The sequence below is a fragment of the Candidatus Zixiibacteriota bacterium genome (genome assembly GCA_020853795.1).
In the GTDB taxonomy this organism is placed as follows: domain Bacteria; phylum Zixibacteria; class MSB-5A5; order CAIYYT01; family CAIYYT01; genus JADJGC01.
The window spans coordinates 1-19,975 of sequence record JADYYF010000065.1 but is presented as its reverse complement, the minus strand read 5'-3'; the positions used below and the strand labels follow the sequence as shown (position 1 = coordinate 19,975).

Sequence of the window (19,975 nt, the reverse complement as noted above, 5' to 3'; positions counted from 1 at the left end):
CGCCGGCAGCACCGGTTTCGACCTGAAGCTTGGATGATGCGGAAGATGCAAACGGCTCGATGGCTCCACTGCGGGCGGTGTCGAGCTTGGCTTCGGCAAAGACTTTGGGACGCAACGTGGCAATTTGAGGCGCAGTCTTGAATTGCACGGTCAGATTGACCTTGCCGCCGTAGGCGGGACGAGTGACACAGAGGCGGCCAGTGCCGTCGATTTCGACCTGATTGCAGTCGGCGGCCAGTCCGACGCCGAGCATACCGGCAACGCGGCCGAAGAGTGCACGGCCGTAGAAATTGGCGGTGCCGAGCACGATTTGCGGCAACTTGGATTTGACCAGCTCAGCCAAGATATCGGCATAGGCGTCGTCATGGAAGCGATCGAATTGGGCGTTTTCAACGATATAGCAGATATCGACGCCGGCTGCATTGAGCTCTTTGGCGACGACTTCTGTGCCGCTGCCGATAACGAGAGCGCCGAGTTTGCCGCCGAGTTTGTCTGCGAGTTGGCGACCGACAGTAACGACCTCAAGTGTCGCGCCTGCCGGCGCACTTCCCTTCTTTTGGGCAAAAATCAGAACTTTCAGATCACTCACCTTGATTCTCCTTGATCGCATTGGCCGCCATGACTGCCGCGTTGTAGACCTTGAGAAACGGGGTCTGGGCTTTCATGGCAGCGCTCACCACATCTTCGTACTCGGGGCTGAATTTACGAATATCGCCGCCGAAGTAGAACTTGATTTTTATCGGGCCGTACTCGGTTGAGACGGTCTTGAATTCGTACTGCAATTTCCAACGCGACTCGGTGCGGAAGCGGACGCCCGCCGTCGACGACTCGCGCAGGATGATTCGCGCCAGACTTGCCGCGGCGGCGCTCTCGGCAATGACGGTGATCTTGTGCGCCGGACGGCTCTTCTTCATCAAGATCGAAGTCACGAAGACATCGAGCGCACCACTTTCCAGGAGACGCTGTTGGAGATGGCCGATGTTCTCCGGGGTGGCGTCATCGATATTGGTTTCGACAATGGTGACGGAGTCGGTATCGAGCGGGAGCCGCTGCTGCCCGACGATCAAGCGAATCAGATTGGGGCGGTCGGGCAGGTCGATGGTGCCGGCGCCATAGCCGGTCGCTTCGACGGCCATATTGAAGCCGGGGGCATACTCAGCCAATTCCAGAATCAGGGCCGCGCCGGTCGGGGTGGTCATTTCGCGGTCGTTATTGAGGCGCCGGGCCGGGAAATTCTTGATGATCTCGAGCGTAGCCGGCGCCGGCAGGGGGATCATCCCGTGCGCCGACTGAATCAGGCCACTGCCGAGCAGGATTTCGGAAGAATAGAGCTTGTCGATTTGAAGTTGTTGGAGACCGGCCACGGTAGCGACGATGTCGCAGATGGCATCAACGGCGCCGACTTCATGGAAGTGGATTTTTTCGATCGACACCGCGTGCATGCGCGCCTCGGCTTCGCCGATGCGGCGGAAGACGGCGAGCGACTTCTCGACTACAGTGGAATCGAGGCGCGAATTCCGCAGGATTTTCTCGATCGCCGAGAGGTGCCGATGCGGGGGATCGGTTTCGCCGGATTCGAAGCGCACCTTGATGCCGTGCAGGCCGTGCTTCTTGACCGATTCACTGACGAGTTTGACGCCCGGCAAGCCCAGCAGGTCGAGTTGAGATTGAAGATGCCCGGCTGGACAACCGGCATCGATGATGGCGCCGACAATCATATCGCCGGCAGCACCGGAGAAGCAATCGAGATAGCCGATCTTCATGTATTTGACTCGCAGGGGTTTCTAAGCGCAGACATTGCCACGTCTCACTTCAGCGACTGGGAGGCGGAGATGATGCGGATTGCGGCGATGGCCGCGCCGAAACCGTTGTCGATATTGACGACGGTGACGCCGGAGGCGCAGGAATTCAGCATCGCCAAGAGCGCTGCGACACCGCCGAACGAGGCGCCGTAGCCAATCGAGGTCGGCACGGCGATAACCGGTACCTTTACGAGACCGCCAACGACCGAAGGCAACGCGCCTTCCATACCGGCAACAACGATGACAACGCGCGCCGCCCGGAGTTGTCGCGAGTGCGCCAGCAAGCGATGGATCCCGGCGACACCGGCGTCATAAACGCGATCGACGGCGTAGCCCAGGGCTTCGCAGGTCACAGCGGCTTCTTCGGCGACAGCAATGTCGGAGGTCCCGGCAGTGACAACGAGGATTCCGCTGGGGCGCAGTTTGCCCGACTTGCCCAAAGTGGCGCAGCGAGCGTCGGGAAAGTACTTCAGGCGCGGCAGGGAGCGTTTGACAGTACTGTATTTGGCCTGGTCAAAGCGCGTAATAAGGAGTCCAGAGCCGCGCTGGATCATGTTGCGCGCGATGGCGGCGATTTGCGCAGCCGATTTACCCTCTGCGAAAATAACCTCCGGCACGCCGGTGCGCGCGGCGCGGCTGTGGTCGACTTTGGCAAAGCCGAGATCATCGAACTGGGATGATTCGAGGTGTTTGCGGATCTGTTCGAGGGTCAGCTTCCCTGCCTTGAACTGCTTGAGAAGCGATTCGAGTTCGCGGCCGTCGTTCATGCCGCCCGATCCTGCAATTTCTGAAGGAAGTCGTTGAGATACTGCTCGACTTCGGCGTAGGTCTCGACCAGAAAGAGCTTCTGATCGATTTTGCGCCGGCCGGAGATGTAGCGATAGTACCAGCCGATCAGCTTGCGACCACGGCGAATGCCGGCCGGCTCACCGAACTGGTCGGCTAAGCGGCGGACATGTTCGAGGCATACCTGGACGCGTTCTTCCACGGTGGGCGGCTCAGCGGGTTGACCGGTCTCGAGCAGATGCCTGATTTCCCGGTAGATGAAGGGATTTCCAAGTGATCCGGAGGCGATCATCACGCCATCGCAACCGGTTTCGCGCAGCATGCGGATGGCATCATCCGCCGTCCAGACATTGCCGTTGCCGAGCACGGGAATTGTAAGCGCTTGTTTGAGCTCGGCGATATGATCCCAGTGGGCTTCCGGAGCAAAAAGCTCAGATTGGGTCCGCGCATGCAAAGTGATATAGGCAGCGCCGTTGTCTTCGGCGATCCTGCCGATCTCGACGTAGTTGAGTGAACGTTTGTCCCAACCCGACCTGATCTTGATAGAAAACGGGATTGAAATTCTCTTCACTGCAGCGTTAATGATTTCGCCAAGAAGTTTAGGAGTCTTAAGCAAAGCCGCACCGCCGTTTTTGTCGACGACTTTGTGGACCGGACAACCGCAGTTGAGATCGACGGAATTAAAACCAGCTTGCTCGACTGCAGCCGCAGCAAGGGCGATTGATTCGGGCTTGGTGCCGAACAACTGGCAGCCGACATTGGTTTCGCCGTCGTAGCGCCGCATCATGTCCATCGTTCGGCCATTGTCGCGGATAAGCCCTTCCGATGCAATCATTTCCGGAAACGTATAGTCGGCGCCCATGCGCTTGGCGATGATGCGATAAGCGATATCCGAAACGCCGGCAAGCGGGGCGGCGAAAACTGCGGGTCGATTTCTCAAGTTTACCGGTAGCATGTCGAAAATATAACTGAATACGCCAACAGCGGCAAGTCGTTTGCAATTAAGCAGAAAGCCAACCGGAGCACCGGATTCGGGCATTGCCGCAATGTATCGGGCGTAGTGACATGGCGGAAAGGAGCATACGAAATGCCGGAGATCGTCGTCAAGTTTGCCGATCGGGTGATTGAACGGGTGGTGACGGAGAAGGAGCACCTGAGCATCGGCCGCACCTCCGACAATGACATTGTGCTGGACAATCGCGGTGTGTCGCGCCGTCATGCACGGATCGAATTCGGCCGCGAGGGGGTGGAAGTGCTCGATCTGGATAGTCTGAACGGGACGTTTGTGAACCAGATGCGCGTCAGCCGCCAATTCTTGAAGGACTGCGACGTGGTGACGATCGGCAAGTTCGATCTGGTTTACCACAGCGAGTCGCAAGCGGCGGGCAAGATGTCCGATCTCGATCCGACCATGGTTTTGGATACGAAGAAACAGAAAGAGCTGAGCCAGTCGGGGAAAGCCAATCCGCTGGAATCATTTATGGAGACCCGGCCGATTCCCACGCCCCCGCAGAGCGATGCGAAAAGCGATAGAAAGGAGCATCGTTAAATGCCGGAAATCATCGTCAAGTTCGGGGAGAAGGTGATCGAGCGCGTGGTGACCGAGAAGGAGCGCATCTCGATTGGCCGTACGTCGGATAACGACATCGTGCTGGACAACCGCGGTGTTTCGCGCAAGCATGCGCAGATCGAATTTTCGGAGCAGGGCGCGCTCATCATCGATAACGACAGCCTGAACGGCACGTTCGTCAATCACCGCAAGGTGAACGAGCATTACCTGCAGGATCAGGACACGATTACGATCGGCAAGTTCGACCTGGTTTACAATCGTGAAGCCCAGCCGGCGAAGAAGATGTCGGACATGGAAGGAACGATGGTTTTGAGCACGCGCCGGCAGAAGGAATTGGTGGTGCGCGATCAGCAGGACAAGGAAGTGGCGGCAGAACTAGGCGGTTCGGTCCTGGTGGCGATGGCGGGCAACAAGAAGAAGTTCCGGTTGGCCGAGGAGACCACGACGCTGGGCAAGTCGGAGTTCGTCAACGTTCCGGTGCACGGTTTCTGGGTCTCAAAACTGCAGGCCAAGGTAGTTCGCGAAGGCGATTCATTCACGATTGTCAACGTCGGTCATGGCGGCAAGACCAAGGTGAACGGCGAGGCCATCAATACGGCGACCTTGAAGAACGGGGACATAGTCGAAGTCGGAAAGTCCGTGTTTCGGTTTATCGAAGGCTGACAACGATGAAGGTAGCGCTGATTTCGGACGTGCACGGCAATTTGGAAGCGCTCACGGCAGTCCTGGAAGATATTCACAAACAGAGCCGGGCCGACGAGATTTTTTTTCTCGGCGATGCGGTCGGTTATGGCGCCAACCCCAACGAGGTATTGCGGCTGATCAAGGCGGAGTGCCGCGTAAAGATCATGGGCAACCACGACTACAGCGCGTTAGGATTGCTGGATACCAGCGATTTCAATGCCTACGCGCGATCGGCGATCACCTTTACGGCATCAGTGTTGGACAGCGAGTCGGTCGGGGTGTTATCGTCCTTCAAGCTGAAGGATACTCACGGCGACATGTTCCTGGTGCATGCGACGCCGGAGCAGCCGGAAGCCTGGAACTATTGTCTGTCGCTGGGCGAAGCGGACCGGCAGTTTCAACATTTTGAGGAGCGGATCTGCTTTCTCGGCCATTCGCACAAGCCGATCGTGTATGCGCGCAATTTTGCCGGAGAGGCATACAGCATCGGCGGACGGGAGATCGATCTGGAGAAGGAGTATCGTTATATCATTAATACCGGATCGGTCGGGCAGCCGCGCGACGGTGACCCGCGCGCGTGCTACGTGGTTCTCGACGCCGATGCCGGCCGAATTTCTTACCGTCGCGTTGAGTATGATCTGGCCGCAGCCCAAGCCAAGATGGCGGCGGTCGATTTGCCGGAGTTCCTGATCGAACGGCTGGCGAGCGGAAAGTAACAGGTATGAAGAAGTACATCTCTCGATGGGAAACGCTATCCGCACGGCTGAAAGGCGGCATCCTCTACTGGCTGCTGACGTTGTTTGTCATCATTCTCTACCTGCAGAACGTGCAGCCGTTGCAGAGTCTCGAATTGATGATCGAGGATCAGATTCGCTCTTCGCGGCCGCTGGAACCGGACAAGAGTAAGGTGACAGTCGTGGCGATCGACGCCAAGTCGGTCGACGCGGTCGGCACCTGGCCGTGGGATCACGGGCGGATCAGCGACCTGTTGATCACGATTTGTGATTACAGGCCGAAAGCGGTGATGCTCGACTTCCCGCTCGGTGAGCGCGCCGAGGAATTTGCCTCCGGCAATTCCAACCAACTGGCGGAGTCGATGCGCGATTGCAGCAACATCGTACTGCCGTTTGACATCGTGGTGTCGCGCGAGGGCGGTTCATTACGCCCGGCCCCCGATTATTTCCACTTCTCTTCCCTGATGCCGACCAAAGATGTCGACATCGAGAAATTGCCGCGGGTGGTGGCGGCGTTTGTGCCGCCGCGCATTTTTGCGGAGAATGTTGCCGGAGTCGGCTTCCGTTATTTTGAGCCCGACTTTGACGACAAGGTTCGCTCGTTGAATACCGTCGTCAACTTTGAGGACAAAGTCTTTGTCTCGGCGCCGGTGCAGTTGGCGAACCTGTATCTGGGCGGCAACAGCACCAGCTTCGGTTTCTCCGGACGCGGCCGGCTGACGATGAGCGGCCGCGAGCTGCCGACCGATGATCAGGGTCGGCTATTGGTGACATTGCCGGCGGCGGGCAAGGCGTATCAATTGGTGTCGGCGATCGACGTGCTGACCGGCGATGCCGATCCGAGCACGGTGCGCGACAAGGCGGTGATCGTGGCGGCCACCGGACTCGGTGATTTCCAATTTGTGGAAACCGCGCTGGCCGGCAATCTGCCGTCGTACCAATTTTGCGCGGCGACGGCGCAGAACCTGATCGACGGGACGGCGCCGAAGCGGTTTGACTTCCCGATTCCGATCGATCTGCTGTTGATTCTCGGCCTGGGCGCGTTCGGCGGTTTGATCCTGCCGCGCATGGGTCAGATTTACCGCCTCATTGCCCTTTTCATCCTGGCCTTCATCCTGGTCAATATCAACTTCGTGTTATTTGATTCGCTGAACACGGTGATGAACGTGCTGTATCCGATCATCACGGTGCTCCTTTTCCTGGGTGCTTCCATTGTAGTAAGGCCGAGCCGCGAGCGTGAGTTGACGTCGTCGATTAGCCGCGGGCTTGACCTGAAGAAGCTGCTCGACGGCGAGCCGATCGCCACCCGCCGCGATACCGGTCAGGAGATCACATTCGAGGATATTCCGAAGCGGTTGATGCACGACGAGGTGAGTACGCCGGAGGTCTTCAGCGAGACGATTCGCCTCGATTTTGAAGCGGTCAAGCGGGGCGGCGAGCTGGTTTCGGAAGAGACGATTCGCCGGCACGAGACGGGCAAGATGAGAGCGCTGGATCGGACAATGCAGGAAGTGCAACAGGATGTGACCGCGACCGAGGCGAACGAGACCAAGACCTTCATCCCGGACCTGCTCGATGTCGACATGTCGAAGATTCCGGGTTCGCAACCGCCCCCACCGCCGCCGGCCTCGGCCAGGCGCAAGAGCGTTGACGATGAGCTGATCTTGACCGACGAAGAGAAGAAGATTTATGGGGTGCGTTTCTCCAGCGAAGGGCAACCCATGTCGTTCGGCCGCTATCAAGTGATCGAGCCGTTGGGCAAGGGAGCGATGGGCACGGTTTACAAAGGCAAGGACCCGGCCATCGACCGCCTGGTGGCGCTCAAGACGATCCGGCTGGACTCGATTGCCGATCCGTCGGAGCTGAACGAACTGAAGGAACGGCTCAATCGCGAGGCCAAGGCGGCGGGCAATCTTTCGCATCCGAACATCGTGACGATCTACGACGTCGGCATGCAGGGCAACCTGCAATATATCGCCATGGAATACATCGAGGGCTACACGCTGGAAGCGGTATTGAAGCGGAATTTGCAGTTGAACTACCGGATTCTGGCGTCGATCATTATTCAGACTTGTTCGGCCTTGGAGTACGCCCATAAGATGGGCATCATCCATCGCGACATCAAGCCGGCCAACATCATGGTGATGGACGGATTCCGGGTCAAGGTGATGGATTTCGGTATCGCGCATTTTGAATCGTCGAGCATGACGCAGACGGGGATTGCGATGGGGACGCCGAATTACATTTCGCCGGAACAACTGCGCGGCAAGGACGTCACACCGAGTTCGGACATTTTCAGCCTCGGGGTGGTGCTGTACGAGATGCTGACGCACCGGCGGCCGTTTGTCGGAGAGAATATTTCGCAACTGGTGTACAAGATTCTCAACGAGGAGCCGGTGGCCGCGACGGCGATCGATCCGAAGATTCCGCCGTTGTTTGACTTGATCATGAAGAAGGCGCTGGCCAAGGACCCGCTGGAGCGCTACCGGTCGGCGAAAGAATTCGCGGCGGCCTTGGAGGACTTCACGGTGTCATTCGCCAAGAAGCCGGCAATGGCGTAGGGCAGCAGACCCAAAGCCAGGAAATTCGTTGTCAGGGCGCGGTTACCGCGCCCTTTTTACTTGTTGAAGAGGTCTTCGGCGAGCGAGAGGGCGACGCCGGAGAGCATGACTTCGACGCCGAAGCGCGAGAAGTCGGAGGAAATCAGGTCGCGGTTGATGTCGGAGTAGAGCGAGCAGGCGGCCTCGCGTTCGACCACCAGGCCGGAGATGCGGTCGGTGGTTTCGGCGACGAAGGTCACCTCGCCCAGCTCCTCGCTGGCGACGAAGCCGGAGCAATTATGCAATTGCAGGTGAGCGCCGCCGGTGTAGACGACAATCAGGGCGCCGCGATCCTTGCCGAGTTGCGTATCGGGGTAGATTTCCAGCACCAGGGAACGTTTTTCTTCCGCCTGCACGATCTTGAGGCGGTAGTGATCGTTTTCCCAGACGGCCTCAGAGGCGCCGAGCGTGACTTGAATGCGCCGAAGGTCTTCCTGGCTGAACATTTATTCCTTCTTGTCGGGCGCCGCGGACGAGTTCGGGGCGGATGGATCGGTTGTGGTCGACTTCTGGATTTCGTCTCCGGTATCCTTCATGGCCCGTTTGAAGTCGCGGATGCCGCGGCCGAGGCCGGCAGCGATATCCGGTATCTTCTTGGCGCCGAACAACAGCAGCACGATCAAGAAGATAATGATGAGTTCCTGAAAACCGAGATTCGGCATGTTTGACTCCTGATTCCTCTAAATATACCACCAGCGAAAATAGATGATTACCATCACCACAAAGAGTACGCTGACAAAATTGATTTTGATCATCAATCCGAGCGTCAGGGCGATGGAAAACAGGTCGAGGGAAACGGGACTGAATCCGATCGACAGATGCTTCTGAAACAACGTTTTAGCGACGCCCTGGGGCAAGAACTCGCCGATGATGTCGCCCAAGAGTCCCCCGACAATCGCCGCCAGCAGGAGTGAGACAATCAGAAAGACGATCTCGCTCTTTTTCAAGCGGTCACTCCCGATCGCGCATAGGCGAGTATCGACTGAAAGATTTTGAGGCCGTCGGCGGAACCCAGCAGCGCCTCGCTGGCGCGTTCGGGGTGCGGCATCATGCCGAACACATTGCGTCGACGATTACACAGGCCGGCGATATTGTTGATGCTGCCGTTGGGGTTGGCCGGTGCCGTGATTTCGCCTTCCGGCGTACTATACCGGAAGATCACCTGATTGTTGCGTTCTAATTCGGCAACGTCACCCGTGTACCAGTAATAATTGCCGTCGGTGTGGGCGATCGGGATTTTCAGGACTTCCCCAACGGCGAGGCAATTCGAAAACGGCGAGTCGGTCGTTTCACAGCGCAAGTAGACGTGCTTGCAGATAAAACGGAGAGTCTTATTGCGCAGCATCGCGCCCGGGAGCAGCCCGGATTCGAGCAACACCTGGAAGCCGTTGCAGATGCCGATCACAAGACCGCCGTCATTGACGTATTGGATAACCGATTTCATCACTGGCGAGTAACGCGCAATCGCACCGGAACGCAGATAATCACCGTAAGAGAAGCCGCCGGGAAGGATGATGCAGTCAAAACCAGCCAGGTTATGGTCTTTGTGCCAGATGAACTCCGCCTGCTCGCCCAATTGCTCGCGGATAACCATGAAGGAATCATAGTCGCAGTTGGAACCGGGAAAGGTGACAACTCCGAAACGCAATTACACTTCTCCGACTTCGAATTCTTCGATGACCGGATTGGCCAGGACTTTGCGGCAAATCTCCTCAGTCATCGCCTTGAGATTGCCGTTGGCAGTGTCTTTGAAGGTGAGTTCAAAGACCTTACCGGAACGAACATCAAGAACGTCGGCAAAACCCAGTTGTTCCAGGGCATGTTTGATCGTGACGCCCTGAGGATCAAGGACGCCGTCTTTGAGCCGAACCCGGCACACAACCTTCTTATTCTTGGACATCTTTTCTTTCCCGATGGTTTCGACGAGTGTTATTCATGATTCGGACTGCTTCCCGCGCGACGCCGAACAGGACGTAAGCGGCCATAAAAGGAAACAACGCCAGTCGCGGTTTTATCAACAGCGCGATCAAGAATACCAAAATAAAAGCCATGCGCCAACGGTTTTCTCGGCGGTCGAAGCGCTCCGGCAGAGAGTCGTAGAACACGTTGGAGACCATCAGCGCGGAACAGATAATCATCATTCCAACAACGAGTTCCGGGAATCGAATCTCTTGCCAGAGGCTGAGGCTGAAGATGAAGTAAGAGCAGACGGTGATCGCGGCAATCGGGATCGGCAGACCGACGAAGTGGGACTTGGTATGCGGGTCGGCCATGACGTTATAGCGAGCCAAACGGAAAGCTCCAGCCATCATAAAGACGGCGCCGATCATGAAGCCATAGCGGTCGAAGTTGCCGAGACTGGCCGACCAGACGAGAAAGGCAGGAGCGACGCCGAAGGAAACGATGTCCGCGAGGGAGTCGAGTTCTTTGCCAAAGTTGCTGGTACCGCGTGAGAGGCGGGCAACTTTGCCGTCAAGGCCATCGAGGAAGGCAGCGAGGATGACAAACCAAGCGGCGCGCGCCGGCTCGTTGTTGTGCGCCGAGAGGATCGAAAAGAATCCGCACAGCATGTTCCCCATTGTGAAGGCGCCGGGGAAGATGCCGCGGAAATTAGCCATCTTGCGGGAATCGTCCAATGACGCTGACTCCTCCGGCGACACGGTCGCCGATTTTGACCTCGAGGTGGACGCGGTGATCCAGAAACAGGTCGACGCGCGAGCCGAAGCGGATCAATCCGCAGCGGGCGCCGCGGGTGACGGTATCGCCCTCGCGCACGCGGCAAACAACCCGCCGCGCCAGGATTCCGGCGACCTGACTGAAGCGGACATCGCCGCAGCGAGAGGCAATGGTGATTTCGGCGCGTTCATTCTCGCTAACAGCCTGCGGTTCGTAGGCGCGATGAAATCGTCCGGGAATATACTCGACGCGCTTGACCGTGCCGCTGATCGGGATGCGGTTGACGTGCACATCGAACACGGACAGGAATATCGACACCAGATTATACGTTGTCCCGTCGGCAAAGGTGCGCTCTTCGACGACGATCACCTTGCCATCGCCGGGCGACAGGATGCTGTTTTCGCCGGCGGGCGGCGTGCGATCAGGATCGCGGAAGAAGTAGATGACAAATCCGGTACACGCCGTCGCCAGCAACGCCAGAACCATGCCCATATAGGAGTGGGTGGCATAGACCAGCAGCCAGCACAAGAGGGAGGCCAGCGCGGCCGGGACGATGAACCGCAGTCCGTCGCGTTCGATCATTTCAGGCACTTCGCATAGATCTTATCGACATTACGGAAATAATAAGCAAGGTCAAAGCAGGCTTCGACCTGTTGCGGCCGCAGATAGCGAGCGATATCGGGATCGGCTTTGACCAGGTCGATGAAGCGGCCTCTCCCCTGCCAGCCGGCCATGGCATTGCGCTGCACCATGCGATAGGCTTTTTCACGAGAACCGCAAGCCGCGGCCAACGCCAAGAGCAGCCGGCCGCTGAACACCAAGCCGCCGGTAAGCTCAAGATTGCGGCGTGCGTTTTTGGGGTAGACCTGGAGATTAGCGATCACCTGCGTGAACAGATCGAGCATGTAAGAGATGAGCGCGGTCGAGTCAGGAAGAATGACGCGTTCGACGGAAGAGTGCGTGATGTCGCGCTCGTGCCAGAGGGGGATGTTTTCGTAGGACGCGACCATATTGCCGCGCAGGACGCGGGCGAGTCCGGCGATCCGCTCGCAGGTGATGGGATTGCGCTTGTGCGGCATCGCCGACGAGCCCTTCTGGCCTTTCGAGAAACCCTCTTCCATCTCGAGGACTTCAGTCTTCTGGAGAGCGCGGATTTCGGTGGCGAACTTCTCCAGCGAAGCACCGAGGAGGGCGATGGCGGCGATGAACTCGGCATGGCGATCACGCTGCAGGACCTGGGTCGAAATCGGCGCGGCGGCAATGCCGAGCTTGCGGCAGACGGCGGCTTCGATTTTGGGGTCGAGGTTGGCATAGTTGCCGACGGCACCGGAGATCTTCCCGACGGCGACCGTCTTGACGGCATGTTGCAGGCGTTCGCGCTGGCGCTGCAGCTCCATATACCAAAGCAGGAACTTCAGGCCGATGGTTGTCGGTTCGGCGTGCACACCGTGGGTTCGCCCCATGCAGGGAGTCTTCTTATAGCGAATTGCTTTCTTGCGGACTTCGCGGGCGGCGGCTGCGAGCCGGTGCAGGATCAGTTCGCCCGCTTCCTTCAACGTCACGCCTTGCGCCGTATCGACCAGATCAGACGAGGTCATGCCGAAGTGGAGATACTTGGCGGCTCCACCGACGTTCTCGGAGACCGAGGTGAGAAAGGCGATGACATCATGCTTGACTTCGGCTTCGATCTTGTCGATGCGCTTGACCGAGAACTTGGCGTTCGCCTTGAGTTGGTGATATGCGGACGCAGGGATAATACCCATTTGCGCCTGCACTTCGGCGACGGCAAGCTCGACCTTGAGCCAGGTCGCGAACTTGTGCTCATCGGTCCAGAGCTTGCCGATGTCGCGCGGCGTGTAACGCGGAATCATCTGCCTTTCACCTTCTCCCAGTCTTCGAGGAATTTCTTCAGTCCGAGGTCGGTCAGCGGATGCTGAATCAGCTTATCAATGACATTGAAGGGCATGGTGCAGACGTCGGCCCCAAGCAGGGCGGCTTCGACCACGTGCATGGGATGGCGGACGGAAGCGACCAGCACTTCCGTTTCATACGAGTAGTTTTCGTAGATCTTGACGATCTGGTGAATCAGTTGCATGCCGTCGGTCGAGACATCATCGAGGCGGCCGATGAAGGGCGACACGAAGCGCGCGCCGGCCTTGGCGGCCAGCAGCGCCTGCATCGACGAGAAAACAAGCGTCACGTTGACGCCGATGCCCTCTTCGGCGAAGGTCTTGGTCGCCTGCAGTCCGCTCATGATACAGGGACACTTGACGACGATGTTGCTGTGGATTTTGGCCAGGGCGCGACCCTCACGCAGGATGCCCTCGTAGTCGGTCGCGGTGACCTCCGCCGAAATCGGGCCATCGACAACCTCGCAGATTTGCCGGAGGATGTCCTCAAACTTGCCCTTCTCCTTTGCAACCAGCGAGGGATTGGTCGTCACGCCGTCGAGGATGCCGAGCGCCGCCGCCTTCTTGATTTCTTCGATGTTTGCGGTATCGATGAAGAACTTCATCCGCTTTCCTCCAACCTATCGATATTTTACTTTTTCCAAGTACAACCCGTCCGGTGGCGCCGGGAATTTGGCGCGGCGGCGGTCGGGATGTTCGATGATTTGCCGGAACTGTTCCGGTGTCAACTTCCCCAACGCCACTTCGATTTGCGCCCCGACCAGAAATCGCACCATGTGATGCAAGAACCGGTCACCGGTAACCTTGAAATATAGTCGTCGACCGCTGCGCCGCCAAGTCGCTTGTTTGATCGAACAGCGGTTATCGGACTTGCGTGAACGCAGAACGCAGAAACCGGAGAAATCATGGGTTCCCGCAATCATGGCAGCGCAGCGGCGCAAGATGTCCAGATCGGGGTCTTCGCCGAGCTGCCACCAACGATCGTTGCAAAAGGGGGAGCGGCCCAGAACGACCTGATAGCGATACGTTTTTTCATAGCTGTTGCGGCGCGCGTTGAAGTCGAGGTCGACTTCGCGCGAACCCGTGACGAGGACGTCCGGCGGCAGCTTCGATTGCAGGGCCGGCGCGAAGCGCACGGCTGGAATGGTCGAGTCGGTGAGAAAGTTGGCGATGAATTCCTCGGCGTGGACACCGGCATCGGTACGGCTGCAACCGGTAATGACGTGGGGCGTGCCGATGACCTGCATCAGCGCATCCTCAATCAACTGCTGGATCGACACGGCGTTTTTCTGCCGTTGCCAGCCGGCGTAACCGGTGCCGACGAACTGCATATTCAGGAGGATGTTCTTCACCGGCTGAGCACCACCGTCAGCAGGATCAGCAGGGCTGTGAGACACAGGAACAAGCCGTCGGGCCAGCCGAAACGATATTCGCGGTAGAACGTCCGCGGCCGGAGTTCCCAGCCGCGAACGGCGAGGGCATCCGCCAGGATCGACGAACGACGCAGGGCGCCGACCATCACGGGCGCCAGAATCGGCACATAGCGGCGCACGCGGGCGACGGGATTGCCGCCAAAGTCGGCGCCGCGGACGATCTGCGCGGTTTTGACGCGTTGGTACTGGCGTTCGATTTCCGGGATGAAGCGGATCGCCAGTGCCAACGCCATGCCGAAGGCCTGAACCGGCAGGCCCACTCGTCCGAGCGGTTGCAGCAAGCGCCACACCAACTCGGCGAATTCTTCCTGCCGGAGTGAGTGGGCAAAGAAAATCGCAAGCGCACAGAGAATGGCGATGCGCCCGCAGTAGAGCGCACCTTTGACCAGAGCGCTGTGATAGATAGTCAGCCCGAAGATATCGTACGCGAGCGGGTTGGAATCCCGGTGAAAGAGCAGATTTAAGGCCAGCGTGAAGAGCATGAACAGCGCCATGGCGGGCAGGAGGCGTTTGAAGGCGGCCAACGGTGCGCGCGCGACCGACCAGAGTGCCAGCAGGGCCAGCGTGGTCACACCCAGGACGGCCGCTGTGAGACTGGCACTGGCGATAATCGCGATGGTCAGGATTGCCGCCAGTTTAGTATGAGGATCAAGTTGCTGCCACATATACTCAGTGCGGCGAATGATAGGCGATTCGGGGCGGAGAGTCAATCGGGGGATTGGGCGCGTTACTTGGAGAGAATCATCTTGCGAGTCTGCGATTGTTCGCCGATGCGGAGGCGATAGAAGTAGACGCCGGAGGCAAGGGAGGCGGCATCAAAATCGATGCGGTGAGTGCCCGGCTGCGCGGTAGTCTGATTAAGGACGGCAACCCGCTGGCCGAGGATGTTGAAGACTTCCAGAGTCAGCGGCGCTCCGGCCACGCGCGGGCTGACGGTATAGCTGATCACAGTGGCGGGATTGAACGGATTGGGGAAATTCTGATCGAGCGCGAATTCAAACGGCAAGGGGCGCACGTCGACGATCTCACCGGCATCGGTAGCGACATTATTCCGGAGGTAGTTGATCACCCGCCGAAGCACTTCGGTGCGCGTGGCGAAGCCGAGCGCACCCTGGCTGGTGGTGATCGCTTCAGCACCAAACGAAAAGAAGACGGCAACGGCATTGTTCGGCAGCAAGGTGACTGCGCCACCGAGGCCGGTTTCGGTAGCGCCAAAGGTCTTGAGGGTGACGGCCGGTTCGGTTCCGGACAACACGCTGATCACATCGGCATCAAGCTGGTTGGAGGCGCCGATGGATCCGGCGACCCGGAGTTTGAGGCCGCCGGTGATTGGGCTACCGGTGACACCGTCCGCCTCATAGGGGCGCATGTCGCCGAGAAAACGCGCGCCGAGATAGTCGCGCAAAAAAGTCGAGTCAGCCGTCTGCGCAAGCTGTTCGGCGATGTCCTGCCCGGTGAGAAACAGGTGGCCGCCTTGATCGAGGTAGTTGCGCAAGAACGCTACTTCGGCAGTGCTGATGGTCTGCGTCAAATCCGGTCGCGCTGAGCCGGTGAACCAGATGATGATATTGTACTGATTCTGAGAGGTTGCGGGGGTTCCCTGGGCGGCGATGTCCCAGTAGTCGTAGGGCACCAACAGCGAGTCGAGTACAGTCATGTAGAACGTAGCGACATCGCTTGATTGCGGGCTGTCATCGGCATCGACGAGCAGGATGTCGACGCCGCCGACCGGTTGCTGAACGGTTAGCGCGAAAGTATCAGCCGGAACCTGGCTGACGACGGAAAGGTCGAATTGCGCGATCGCGGGCATGATCTCCGGATCAAGGACAAAGGCAAAGGGGATCGAGCTGGTGACCTCCTGCCCACTGCTGATGACCGGGAACTGCGCGGTCGGTGAGAGGAAGCTGATGCCCGGGGTCGCGGTGGTCAGAGTCGCGGTGACATTGCCGGCGCTTTGCCAGTGGTTTTTCAGGGTTAACCGCGCCTGGACAATCTCGCCCGGTTCAAACCGGCCATTGCCGTTGCCGGAAAGCAGATCGGTGAATTCGAGGTTGACGATTTCGAGATAGGTGCGGCTGAAGGTGACATCCAGATTGCAGGTAATTGTCTTGGCCGCAGGATCGCGCCGAATATCCCACACGGATATCTGGTGGGGGGTGTTGTACCAAGACACCGTGTTGGGAGAAGACAGACTTGTGAATTCAGTCTTCTCGCCCAAGACTCCGGGGAACGGATCATCGCCATCACCTTCGTTGATATCCTGCTCCAATTGGAGGAAGCCATCGGCCTGTTCCAGCGATACTCGCAGATGCGGGTAGCGCACAGTATTGTTGGATCCGGCCAGGTTGTCGTCACAATGGTAGATCAGCAGGCCGGCTCCGGGCAGGTACTGGTCGAAGCTCTCCAGCTGGCGGTTTTCGATCAGGAAGTACTCGCGACCGGAGAGCGTTGGCAATTTGATGCGATAGCGAATCGAGTCAGAGACGGCGCTGTGGAGGAGGACGTCGCGAAGGTTAGCGGTAACATCGATGGTGCGGCCGAAGGTGCCGTGCAGCGAATCGAGGACGTGCTTACTCCAGGCGTCGAAATTGGCCGGCTTGCGCTGGCCGAAGTTCCAGGAACCGCCCGCCATCAGCGACCAGCGGCCGAGGCCGGGCTGTGACGGATCGGGGCCGATGTCGTAGAGGTCGGGCAGGCCGAGGACGTGACCGAATTCGTGGGCGTAGACGCCGATGCGCGGCGGTCCGCCGAGAACTTCCTCGGGGACGGCAACGTAGTTGAAACCGCGGGTGCCCTCGTTGGAGAGTACTTGTCCGCCCATATTCCAGCGATGCGACCAGATATGGGTCGTCTGACCGTTCTCTTCGGCGCCAGGTCCGGCGTGGACAATGAAGAGGCCCTCGATATAGCCGTCGCCGTCGTTGTCGTAAGGCGCGAAATTCACGCTTGGGTCGGCGGTGAGCATGGCGTCTTTGGCGAGAGTTTGCGCATTGGGTTCGGCGGTCTGCAAGCCGTTGTCGCCACCGACATAGACGGCATAGCTTTTGGGCATTCGGAACCAGCCGTAGACATCGCCGACGATTTGGAGTTGACCGTAGGAGTTCTCGGAATAGAAGTCGGAGAGAGAGCCGTAGCCGTTACCACCGGGGGCGAACAGGATCTGCCTGACCAACTCCGGAGTGACGTTGGAGACGGAGCCACTGGACGCGGGATTGTCGGAGAAGTCGACCAGGAGCACGCAGACGCGCAAGGTTTCCGCAACCGCAGCCTGGCCCATGGCGGCTTTCGCCATGCGCCGATTCTGGAGATTGAGGGGAGACTGCTGATTGTCGAGGCGACGGTGCCAGTCGGAGAACTTCCGGCTGAACTCCTGCCACTTCCCTTCCGCCTGGAGTTGCTCGCGCAGTTCCGGTGAAATCGTCAAGGCGGCCAGCGGGCGGCTCGCAAGCGAAAGCGTGCCGGAGATCACGGCGAGGGTAAAGAGTAAGGTCAGGGTTTCAGCGCGGAGGAGTTCTCGTAGTGCGCGTGCCGTCATTGGCCGGATCCTCATCCTTTCTGCAGGTAAGACGCGGCGGAACCGGAAATATCCAGTTCACTTGAGTAGAACCATCTTCCGCGTCTGCGAGTTTCCGTCGAAGTTGAGGCGGTAGAAGTAGATTCCGGTGGCGACATCGGCACCGCCGGCGTCCTTGCCGTCCCAGATCAGGTGCTGGGCGCCGGCCGGGCTGTGATCGACATCGTAATGGCGCACCGATTGGCCGAGGGCATTGATGATTTCAAGCGAGTAGCGACCGGCCTTGGGCAGGTAAAATTCGATTTGGGTGGCGGCATTAAAGGGATTGGGAAAATTCTGATTCAGGACGAACGATTCCGGCAAAGTTGAGCCGTTATCGTCGACATCGGTAGCCTGCAGGTAGCGCTGTTGGCCGGCCTGGAGCGCAACGCTGATTTCATCGAGGCTGTTGCCGCTCGCGATGACGAAGCCAAAGCGCGTTTCCGGTTCGGCGAAGGACGATCCATAGAGCGCGGCCCAGTCGGCGACGATGGCGGACAAATCGTCTGGATTGCCGAGTACATGCGCGCGATCGGTATCGGAGAGACTGCCGGACTTATAATCGGCACCGGCCAGCGGCGCGATGGTGATGGCGCCGGGAGGCAGGGCCCGGACACCGACGAAGCGATCAAGGCCAGCGCTGCGGAAGATGAGGTCATCGCCGAAGCGCGCGAGGGATTCGCCGCCGGTGAGGTCGAAGTCGAGAGACAATCCGGCGAACGATACCTGGGCATTGCCTGCCGACGTGGATAGATCAAAGTCGTAAACCAGGAAATTGTTGACCGTGCTCTGCGTGAAGGCGCGGGTAGACTGCAGGACGGCATATTCACCGGCGGAGAACTTCGATTGAATCGTCGTCGACTCCGAGTCATCCTCGCGACGAAGCGAGTCGGCAGCCGTGAAGTCGATTCCCGATGGCATAGCATCGAGAACCTGTCCGTCGCTGGTAACCAGCACAAGTCCCAGATGTGAGAGCAGATCGAAACCGGCGGCCTGATCGTAGAGACGGCGACTGATTCCGTAGTTGGTGACCTCGGCGTTGAGGCGTGAAGTGGCGATGACATCGGCCGCCGCGATCACCGGCTGCGCGAAGGTCAGGGTGAAGTCAACGCTATTGAGGTAGCCGAATTGCTGTGAGTAGAAGTCGATCGTAAACTGAGCGGCTTCGCCCGGCTGGGCAACGTGGTCGACCTTTACGAGGTACGGCGAGCCGGTATTGTTGCCCAGCGCCTCAGACGGCAGGTTGCCGAAGGCGGCGGAACTGGAGAGCAGGTAGACGTGCTGATTGGTCGAGTGCAGGATTCCGGTCAGATTCGTGACCGGCAATGACAGCGGAGAAACCGTGAGCTGAAGCGGAGTGGTCGTGCCGACAGCCAAAATCGAGTCGGCCGATTCCAGTGCGACCGCTTCCAGTCGAATGCGCGGCTTCTGCGGTGTCGGTAAGAAATCGATGGCACGACGAACATTAAGGAAGCCAAAGCCATATTCATTATCCTTGCCGGCCAGACCAAGGTCGGTGGCCGACTGTATCAGGGCGTTCTTGATCTGGCTGACAGTGGCATCCGGGTTGTATTCGCGCATCAGCGCGACACAGCCGGCCACGATCGGCGCCGCCATGGAAGTGCCCGACATCAGGCGGTAGCTGCCGTTCTTGTAGCTTGAGCGCAGGCTGACACCGGGCGCGACGATTTCGGGCTTGATTTTGGTGGTATCGCAATTGGCCGGGCCCCGGCTGGAGAAGTTCGCGATCATCAGGTCGGCGCGGGTCTGATCGACGGCCCCGACGGAGAAGGAGTTGGTCGGACTGGTGGCACGGTCGGCCGGATTGCGAATCGTGCCCGGATTCGGCCCTTCGTTGCCGCAGGCGAAGATCACGACGACTCCGAGGGCTTCGAGGTTATCGATGGCTTCGTAGAAGGTCTCATTGCAGGGAGCAAACAAGCCCTTGGGGATGCCCCAGGAATTGCAGATGACGTCGGGAAGATCGTCGACCGTCGCACTATTGCCGTCGGGGTCGGCAGCCCACTGAAAGGCCGCGAGAATGTCGGAGACCGTCTTGTTCAAGGTTTGGCCGCGATCGATGACGCCGGCCGCCATCCAACGGGCATTGAACGCCACGCCGATGGTGTCGACACCTTCGCGGCCGACCATCAGACCCATGGTATGCGTGCCGTGGCCGTTCAAGTCGACCGGAGTGACGCTACCGTAGGGATCGAACCACGCCTGG

21 protein-coding genes are annotated in these 19,975 nt (G+C 58.8%); 4 read left to right on the top strand and 17 right to left on the bottom strand.

Features of this window, described 5'->3' with window-relative positions:
• The 4 genes from IT585_04895 to dusB form a co-directional block, all read right to left on the bottom strand.
• Positions 1 to 589: hypothetical protein (locus IT585_04895; GenBank protein MCC6962570.1), on the bottom strand; the 589-nt coding region annotated here is incomplete at its 3' end.
• Positions 582 to 1,763 (bottom strand): nickel pincer cofactor biosynthesis protein LarC, encoded by a 1,182-nt coding sequence (gene larC / locus IT585_04890; protein MCC6962569.1) that lies wholly within the window; start codon positions 1,761 to 1,763, stop codon positions 582 to 584. The genes larC and IT585_04895, both read right to left, overlap by 8 nt.
• Positions 1,764 to 1,807: 44 nt before the next feature.
• Entirely contained in the window at positions 1,808 to 2,569 is a 762-nt protein-coding gene (gene larB / locus IT585_04885) for a nickel pincer cofactor biosynthesis protein LarB (protein MCC6962568.1), read from the bottom strand.
• Positions 2,566 to 3,528: a tRNA dihydrouridine synthase DusB gene (gene dusB, locus IT585_04880; GenBank protein MCC6962567.1), complete on the bottom strand. Its 963-nt coding sequence runs from the start codon at positions 3,526 to 3,528 to the stop codon at positions 2,566 to 2,568. Before dusB ends, larB begins: the two co-directional genes overlap by 4 nt.
• Before the next feature lie 147 nt (positions 3,529 to 3,675).
• Here dusB and IT585_04875 point away from each other — a divergent pair, with 147 nt between their 5' ends.
• From IT585_04875 to IT585_04860, 4 genes are read left to right on the top strand one after another with little or no spacing between them, the layout of a single operon-like run.
• Entirely contained in the window at positions 3,676 to 4,137 is a 462-nt protein-coding gene (locus tag IT585_04875) for an FHA domain-containing protein (protein ID MCC6962566.1), read from the top strand.
• Positions 4,138 to 4,821 (top strand): FHA domain-containing protein, encoded by a 684-nt coding sequence (locus tag IT585_04870; GenBank protein MCC6962565.1) that lies wholly within the window; start codon positions 4,138 to 4,140, stop codon positions 4,819 to 4,821.
• Positions 4,822 to 4,826: 5 nt separating this feature from the next.
• On the top strand, positions 4,827 to 5,558 hold the full coding sequence (locus IT585_04865) for a metallophosphoesterase family protein (protein MCC6962564.1): 732 nt from the start codon (positions 4,827 to 4,829) through the stop codon (positions 5,556 to 5,558).
• A 5-nt stretch (positions 5,559 to 5,563) separates the two neighbouring features.
• Positions 5,564 to 8,137: a protein kinase gene (locus tag IT585_04860; GenBank protein ID MCC6962563.1), complete on the top strand. Its 2,574-nt coding sequence runs from the start codon at positions 5,564 to 5,566 to the stop codon at positions 8,135 to 8,137.
• A gap of 56 nt (positions 8,138 to 8,193) precedes the next feature.
• Here IT585_04860 and IT585_04855 read toward each other — a convergent pair whose 3' ends face one another.
• The 13 genes from IT585_04855 to IT585_04795 all read right to left on the bottom strand — a co-directional run.
• Complete coding sequence (locus IT585_04855; GenBank protein ID MCC6962562.1) at positions 8,194 to 8,622, bottom strand: hypothetical protein; 429 nt, start codon at positions 8,620 to 8,622, stop codon at positions 8,194 to 8,196.
• On the bottom strand, positions 8,623 to 8,838 hold the full coding sequence (locus IT585_04850) for a twin-arginine translocase TatA/TatE family subunit (protein MCC6962561.1): 216 nt from the start codon (positions 8,836 to 8,838) through the stop codon (positions 8,623 to 8,625). It lies immediately after the preceding gene.
• An 18-nt stretch (positions 8,839 to 8,856) separates the two neighbouring features.
• Positions 8,857 to 9,123 carry a DUF4321 domain-containing protein gene (locus IT585_04845; GenBank protein MCC6962560.1) on the bottom strand — a complete coding sequence of 89 codons (267 nt, stop codon included), beginning with the start codon at positions 9,121 to 9,123 and terminating at the stop codon, positions 8,857 to 8,859.
• The gene (purQ, locus tag IT585_04840) at positions 9,120 to 9,824 is read right to left on the bottom strand and encodes a phosphoribosylformylglycinamidine synthase subunit PurQ (protein MCC6962559.1); all 705 of its coding nucleotides are present in this window, start codon (positions 9,822 to 9,824) and stop codon (positions 9,120 to 9,122) included. Before purQ ends, IT585_04845 begins: the two co-directional genes overlap by 4 nt.
• On the bottom strand, positions 9,825 to 10,076 hold the full coding sequence (purS, locus tag IT585_04835; protein ID MCC6962558.1) for a phosphoribosylformylglycinamidine synthase subunit PurS: 252 nt from the start codon (positions 10,074 to 10,076) through the stop codon (positions 9,825 to 9,827). It abuts the gene before it with no gap.
• Positions 10,063 to 10,794 carry a CDP-diacylglycerol--serine O-phosphatidyltransferase gene (gene pssA / locus IT585_04830; GenBank protein ID MCC6962557.1) on the bottom strand — a complete coding sequence of 244 codons (732 nt, stop codon included), beginning with the start codon at positions 10,792 to 10,794 and terminating at the stop codon, positions 10,063 to 10,065. The genes purS and pssA overlap by 14 nt, the downstream gene beginning before the upstream one ends.
• Positions 10,787 to 11,434, bottom strand: coding sequence for a phosphatidylserine decarboxylase family protein (locus tag IT585_04825; protein MCC6962556.1), 648 nt, complete (start codon positions 11,432 to 11,434; stop codon positions 10,787 to 10,789). The genes pssA and IT585_04825 overlap by 8 nt, the downstream gene beginning before the upstream one ends.
• On the bottom strand, positions 11,431 to 12,723 hold the full coding sequence (locus tag IT585_04820; protein MCC6962555.1) for an adenylosuccinate lyase: 1,293 nt from the start codon (positions 12,721 to 12,723) through the stop codon (positions 11,431 to 11,433). The genes IT585_04825 and IT585_04820 overlap by 4 nt, the downstream gene beginning before the upstream one ends.
• A complete protein-coding gene (fsa, locus tag IT585_04815; GenBank protein ID MCC6962554.1) occupies positions 12,720 to 13,367 on the bottom strand; it encodes a fructose-6-phosphate aldolase in 648 nt (215 codons plus the stop codon). Before fsa ends, IT585_04820 begins: the two co-directional genes overlap by 4 nt.
• Positions 13,368 to 13,382: 15 nt before the next feature.
• On the bottom strand, positions 13,383 to 14,114 hold the full coding sequence (gene truA, locus IT585_04810; GenBank protein MCC6962553.1) for a tRNA pseudouridine(38-40) synthase TruA: 732 nt from the start codon (positions 14,112 to 14,114) through the stop codon (positions 13,383 to 13,385).
• Entirely contained in the window at positions 14,111 to 14,860 is a 750-nt protein-coding gene (locus tag IT585_04805) for an energy-coupling factor transporter transmembrane protein EcfT (GenBank protein MCC6962552.1), read from the bottom strand. The genes truA and IT585_04805 overlap by 4 nt, the downstream gene beginning before the upstream one ends.
• A 62-nt stretch (positions 14,861 to 14,922) precedes the next feature.
• On the bottom strand, positions 14,923 to 17,730 hold the full coding sequence (locus tag IT585_04800; protein ID MCC6962551.1) for a M6 family metalloprotease domain-containing protein: 2,808 nt from the start codon (positions 17,728 to 17,730) through the stop codon (positions 14,923 to 14,925).
• Positions 17,731 to 17,787: 57 nt separating this feature from the next.
• The coding region (locus IT585_04795; protein ID MCC6962550.1) for a S8 family peptidase at positions 17,788 to 19,975 on the bottom strand (2,188 nt) is incomplete at its 5' end.

What these genes read in the sequence shown, in the direction of transcription:
- larC (MCC6962569.1), bottom strand. Translation starts at nt 1,763, where the DNA reads ATGAAGATCGGCTATCTCGATTGCTTCTCCGGTGCTGCCGGCGATATG.
- larB (MCC6962568.1), bottom strand. Translation starts at nt 2,569, where the DNA reads ATGAACGACGGCCGCGAACTCGAATCGCTTCTCAAGCAGTTCAAGGCA.
- IT585_04875 (MCC6962566.1), top strand. Translation starts at nt 3,676, where the DNA reads ATGCCGGAGATCGTCGTCAAGTTTGCCGATCGGGTGATTGAACGGGTG.
- IT585_04870 (MCC6962565.1), top strand. Translation starts at nt 4,138, where the DNA reads ATGCCGGAAATCATCGTCAAGTTCGGGGAGAAGGTGATCGAGCGCGTG.
- IT585_04865 (MCC6962564.1), top strand. Translation starts at nt 4,827, where the DNA reads ATGAAGGTAGCGCTGATTTCGGACGTGCACGGCAATTTGGAAGCGCTC.
- IT585_04860 (MCC6962563.1), top strand. Translation starts at nt 5,564, where the DNA reads ATGAAGAAGTACATCTCTCGATGGGAAACGCTATCCGCACGGCTGAAA.
- IT585_04855 (MCC6962562.1), bottom strand. Translation starts at nt 8,622, where the DNA reads ATGTTCAGCCAGGAAGACCTTCGGCGCATTCAAGTCACGCTCGGCGCC.
- IT585_04850 (MCC6962561.1), bottom strand. Translation starts at nt 8,838, where the DNA reads ATGCCGAATCTCGGTTTTCAGGAACTCATCATTATCTTCTTGATCGTG.
- purS (MCC6962558.1), bottom strand. Translation starts at nt 10,076, where the DNA reads ATGTCCAAGAATAAGAAGGTTGTGTGCCGGGTTCGGCTCAAAGACGGC.
- pssA (MCC6962557.1), bottom strand. Translation starts at nt 10,794, where the DNA reads ATGGCTAATTTCCGCGGCATCTTCCCCGGCGCCTTCACAATGGGGAAC.
- IT585_04825 (MCC6962556.1), bottom strand. Translation starts at nt 11,434, where the DNA reads ATGATCGAACGCGACGGACTGCGGTTCATCGTCCCGGCCGCGCTGGCC.
- IT585_04820 (MCC6962555.1), bottom strand. Translation starts at nt 12,723, where the DNA reads ATGATTCCGCGTTACACGCCGCGCGACATCGGCAAGCTCTGGACCGAT.
- fsa (MCC6962554.1), bottom strand. Translation starts at nt 13,367, where the DNA reads ATGAAGTTCTTCATCGATACCGCAAACATCGAAGAAATCAAGAAGGCG.
- IT585_04805 (MCC6962552.1), bottom strand. Translation starts at nt 14,860, where the DNA reads ATGTGGCAGCAACTTGATCCTCATACTAAACTGGCGGCAATCCTGACC.
- IT585_04800 (MCC6962551.1), bottom strand. Translation starts at nt 17,730, where the DNA reads ATGACGGCACGCGCACTACGAGAACTCCTCCGCGCTGAAACCCTGACC.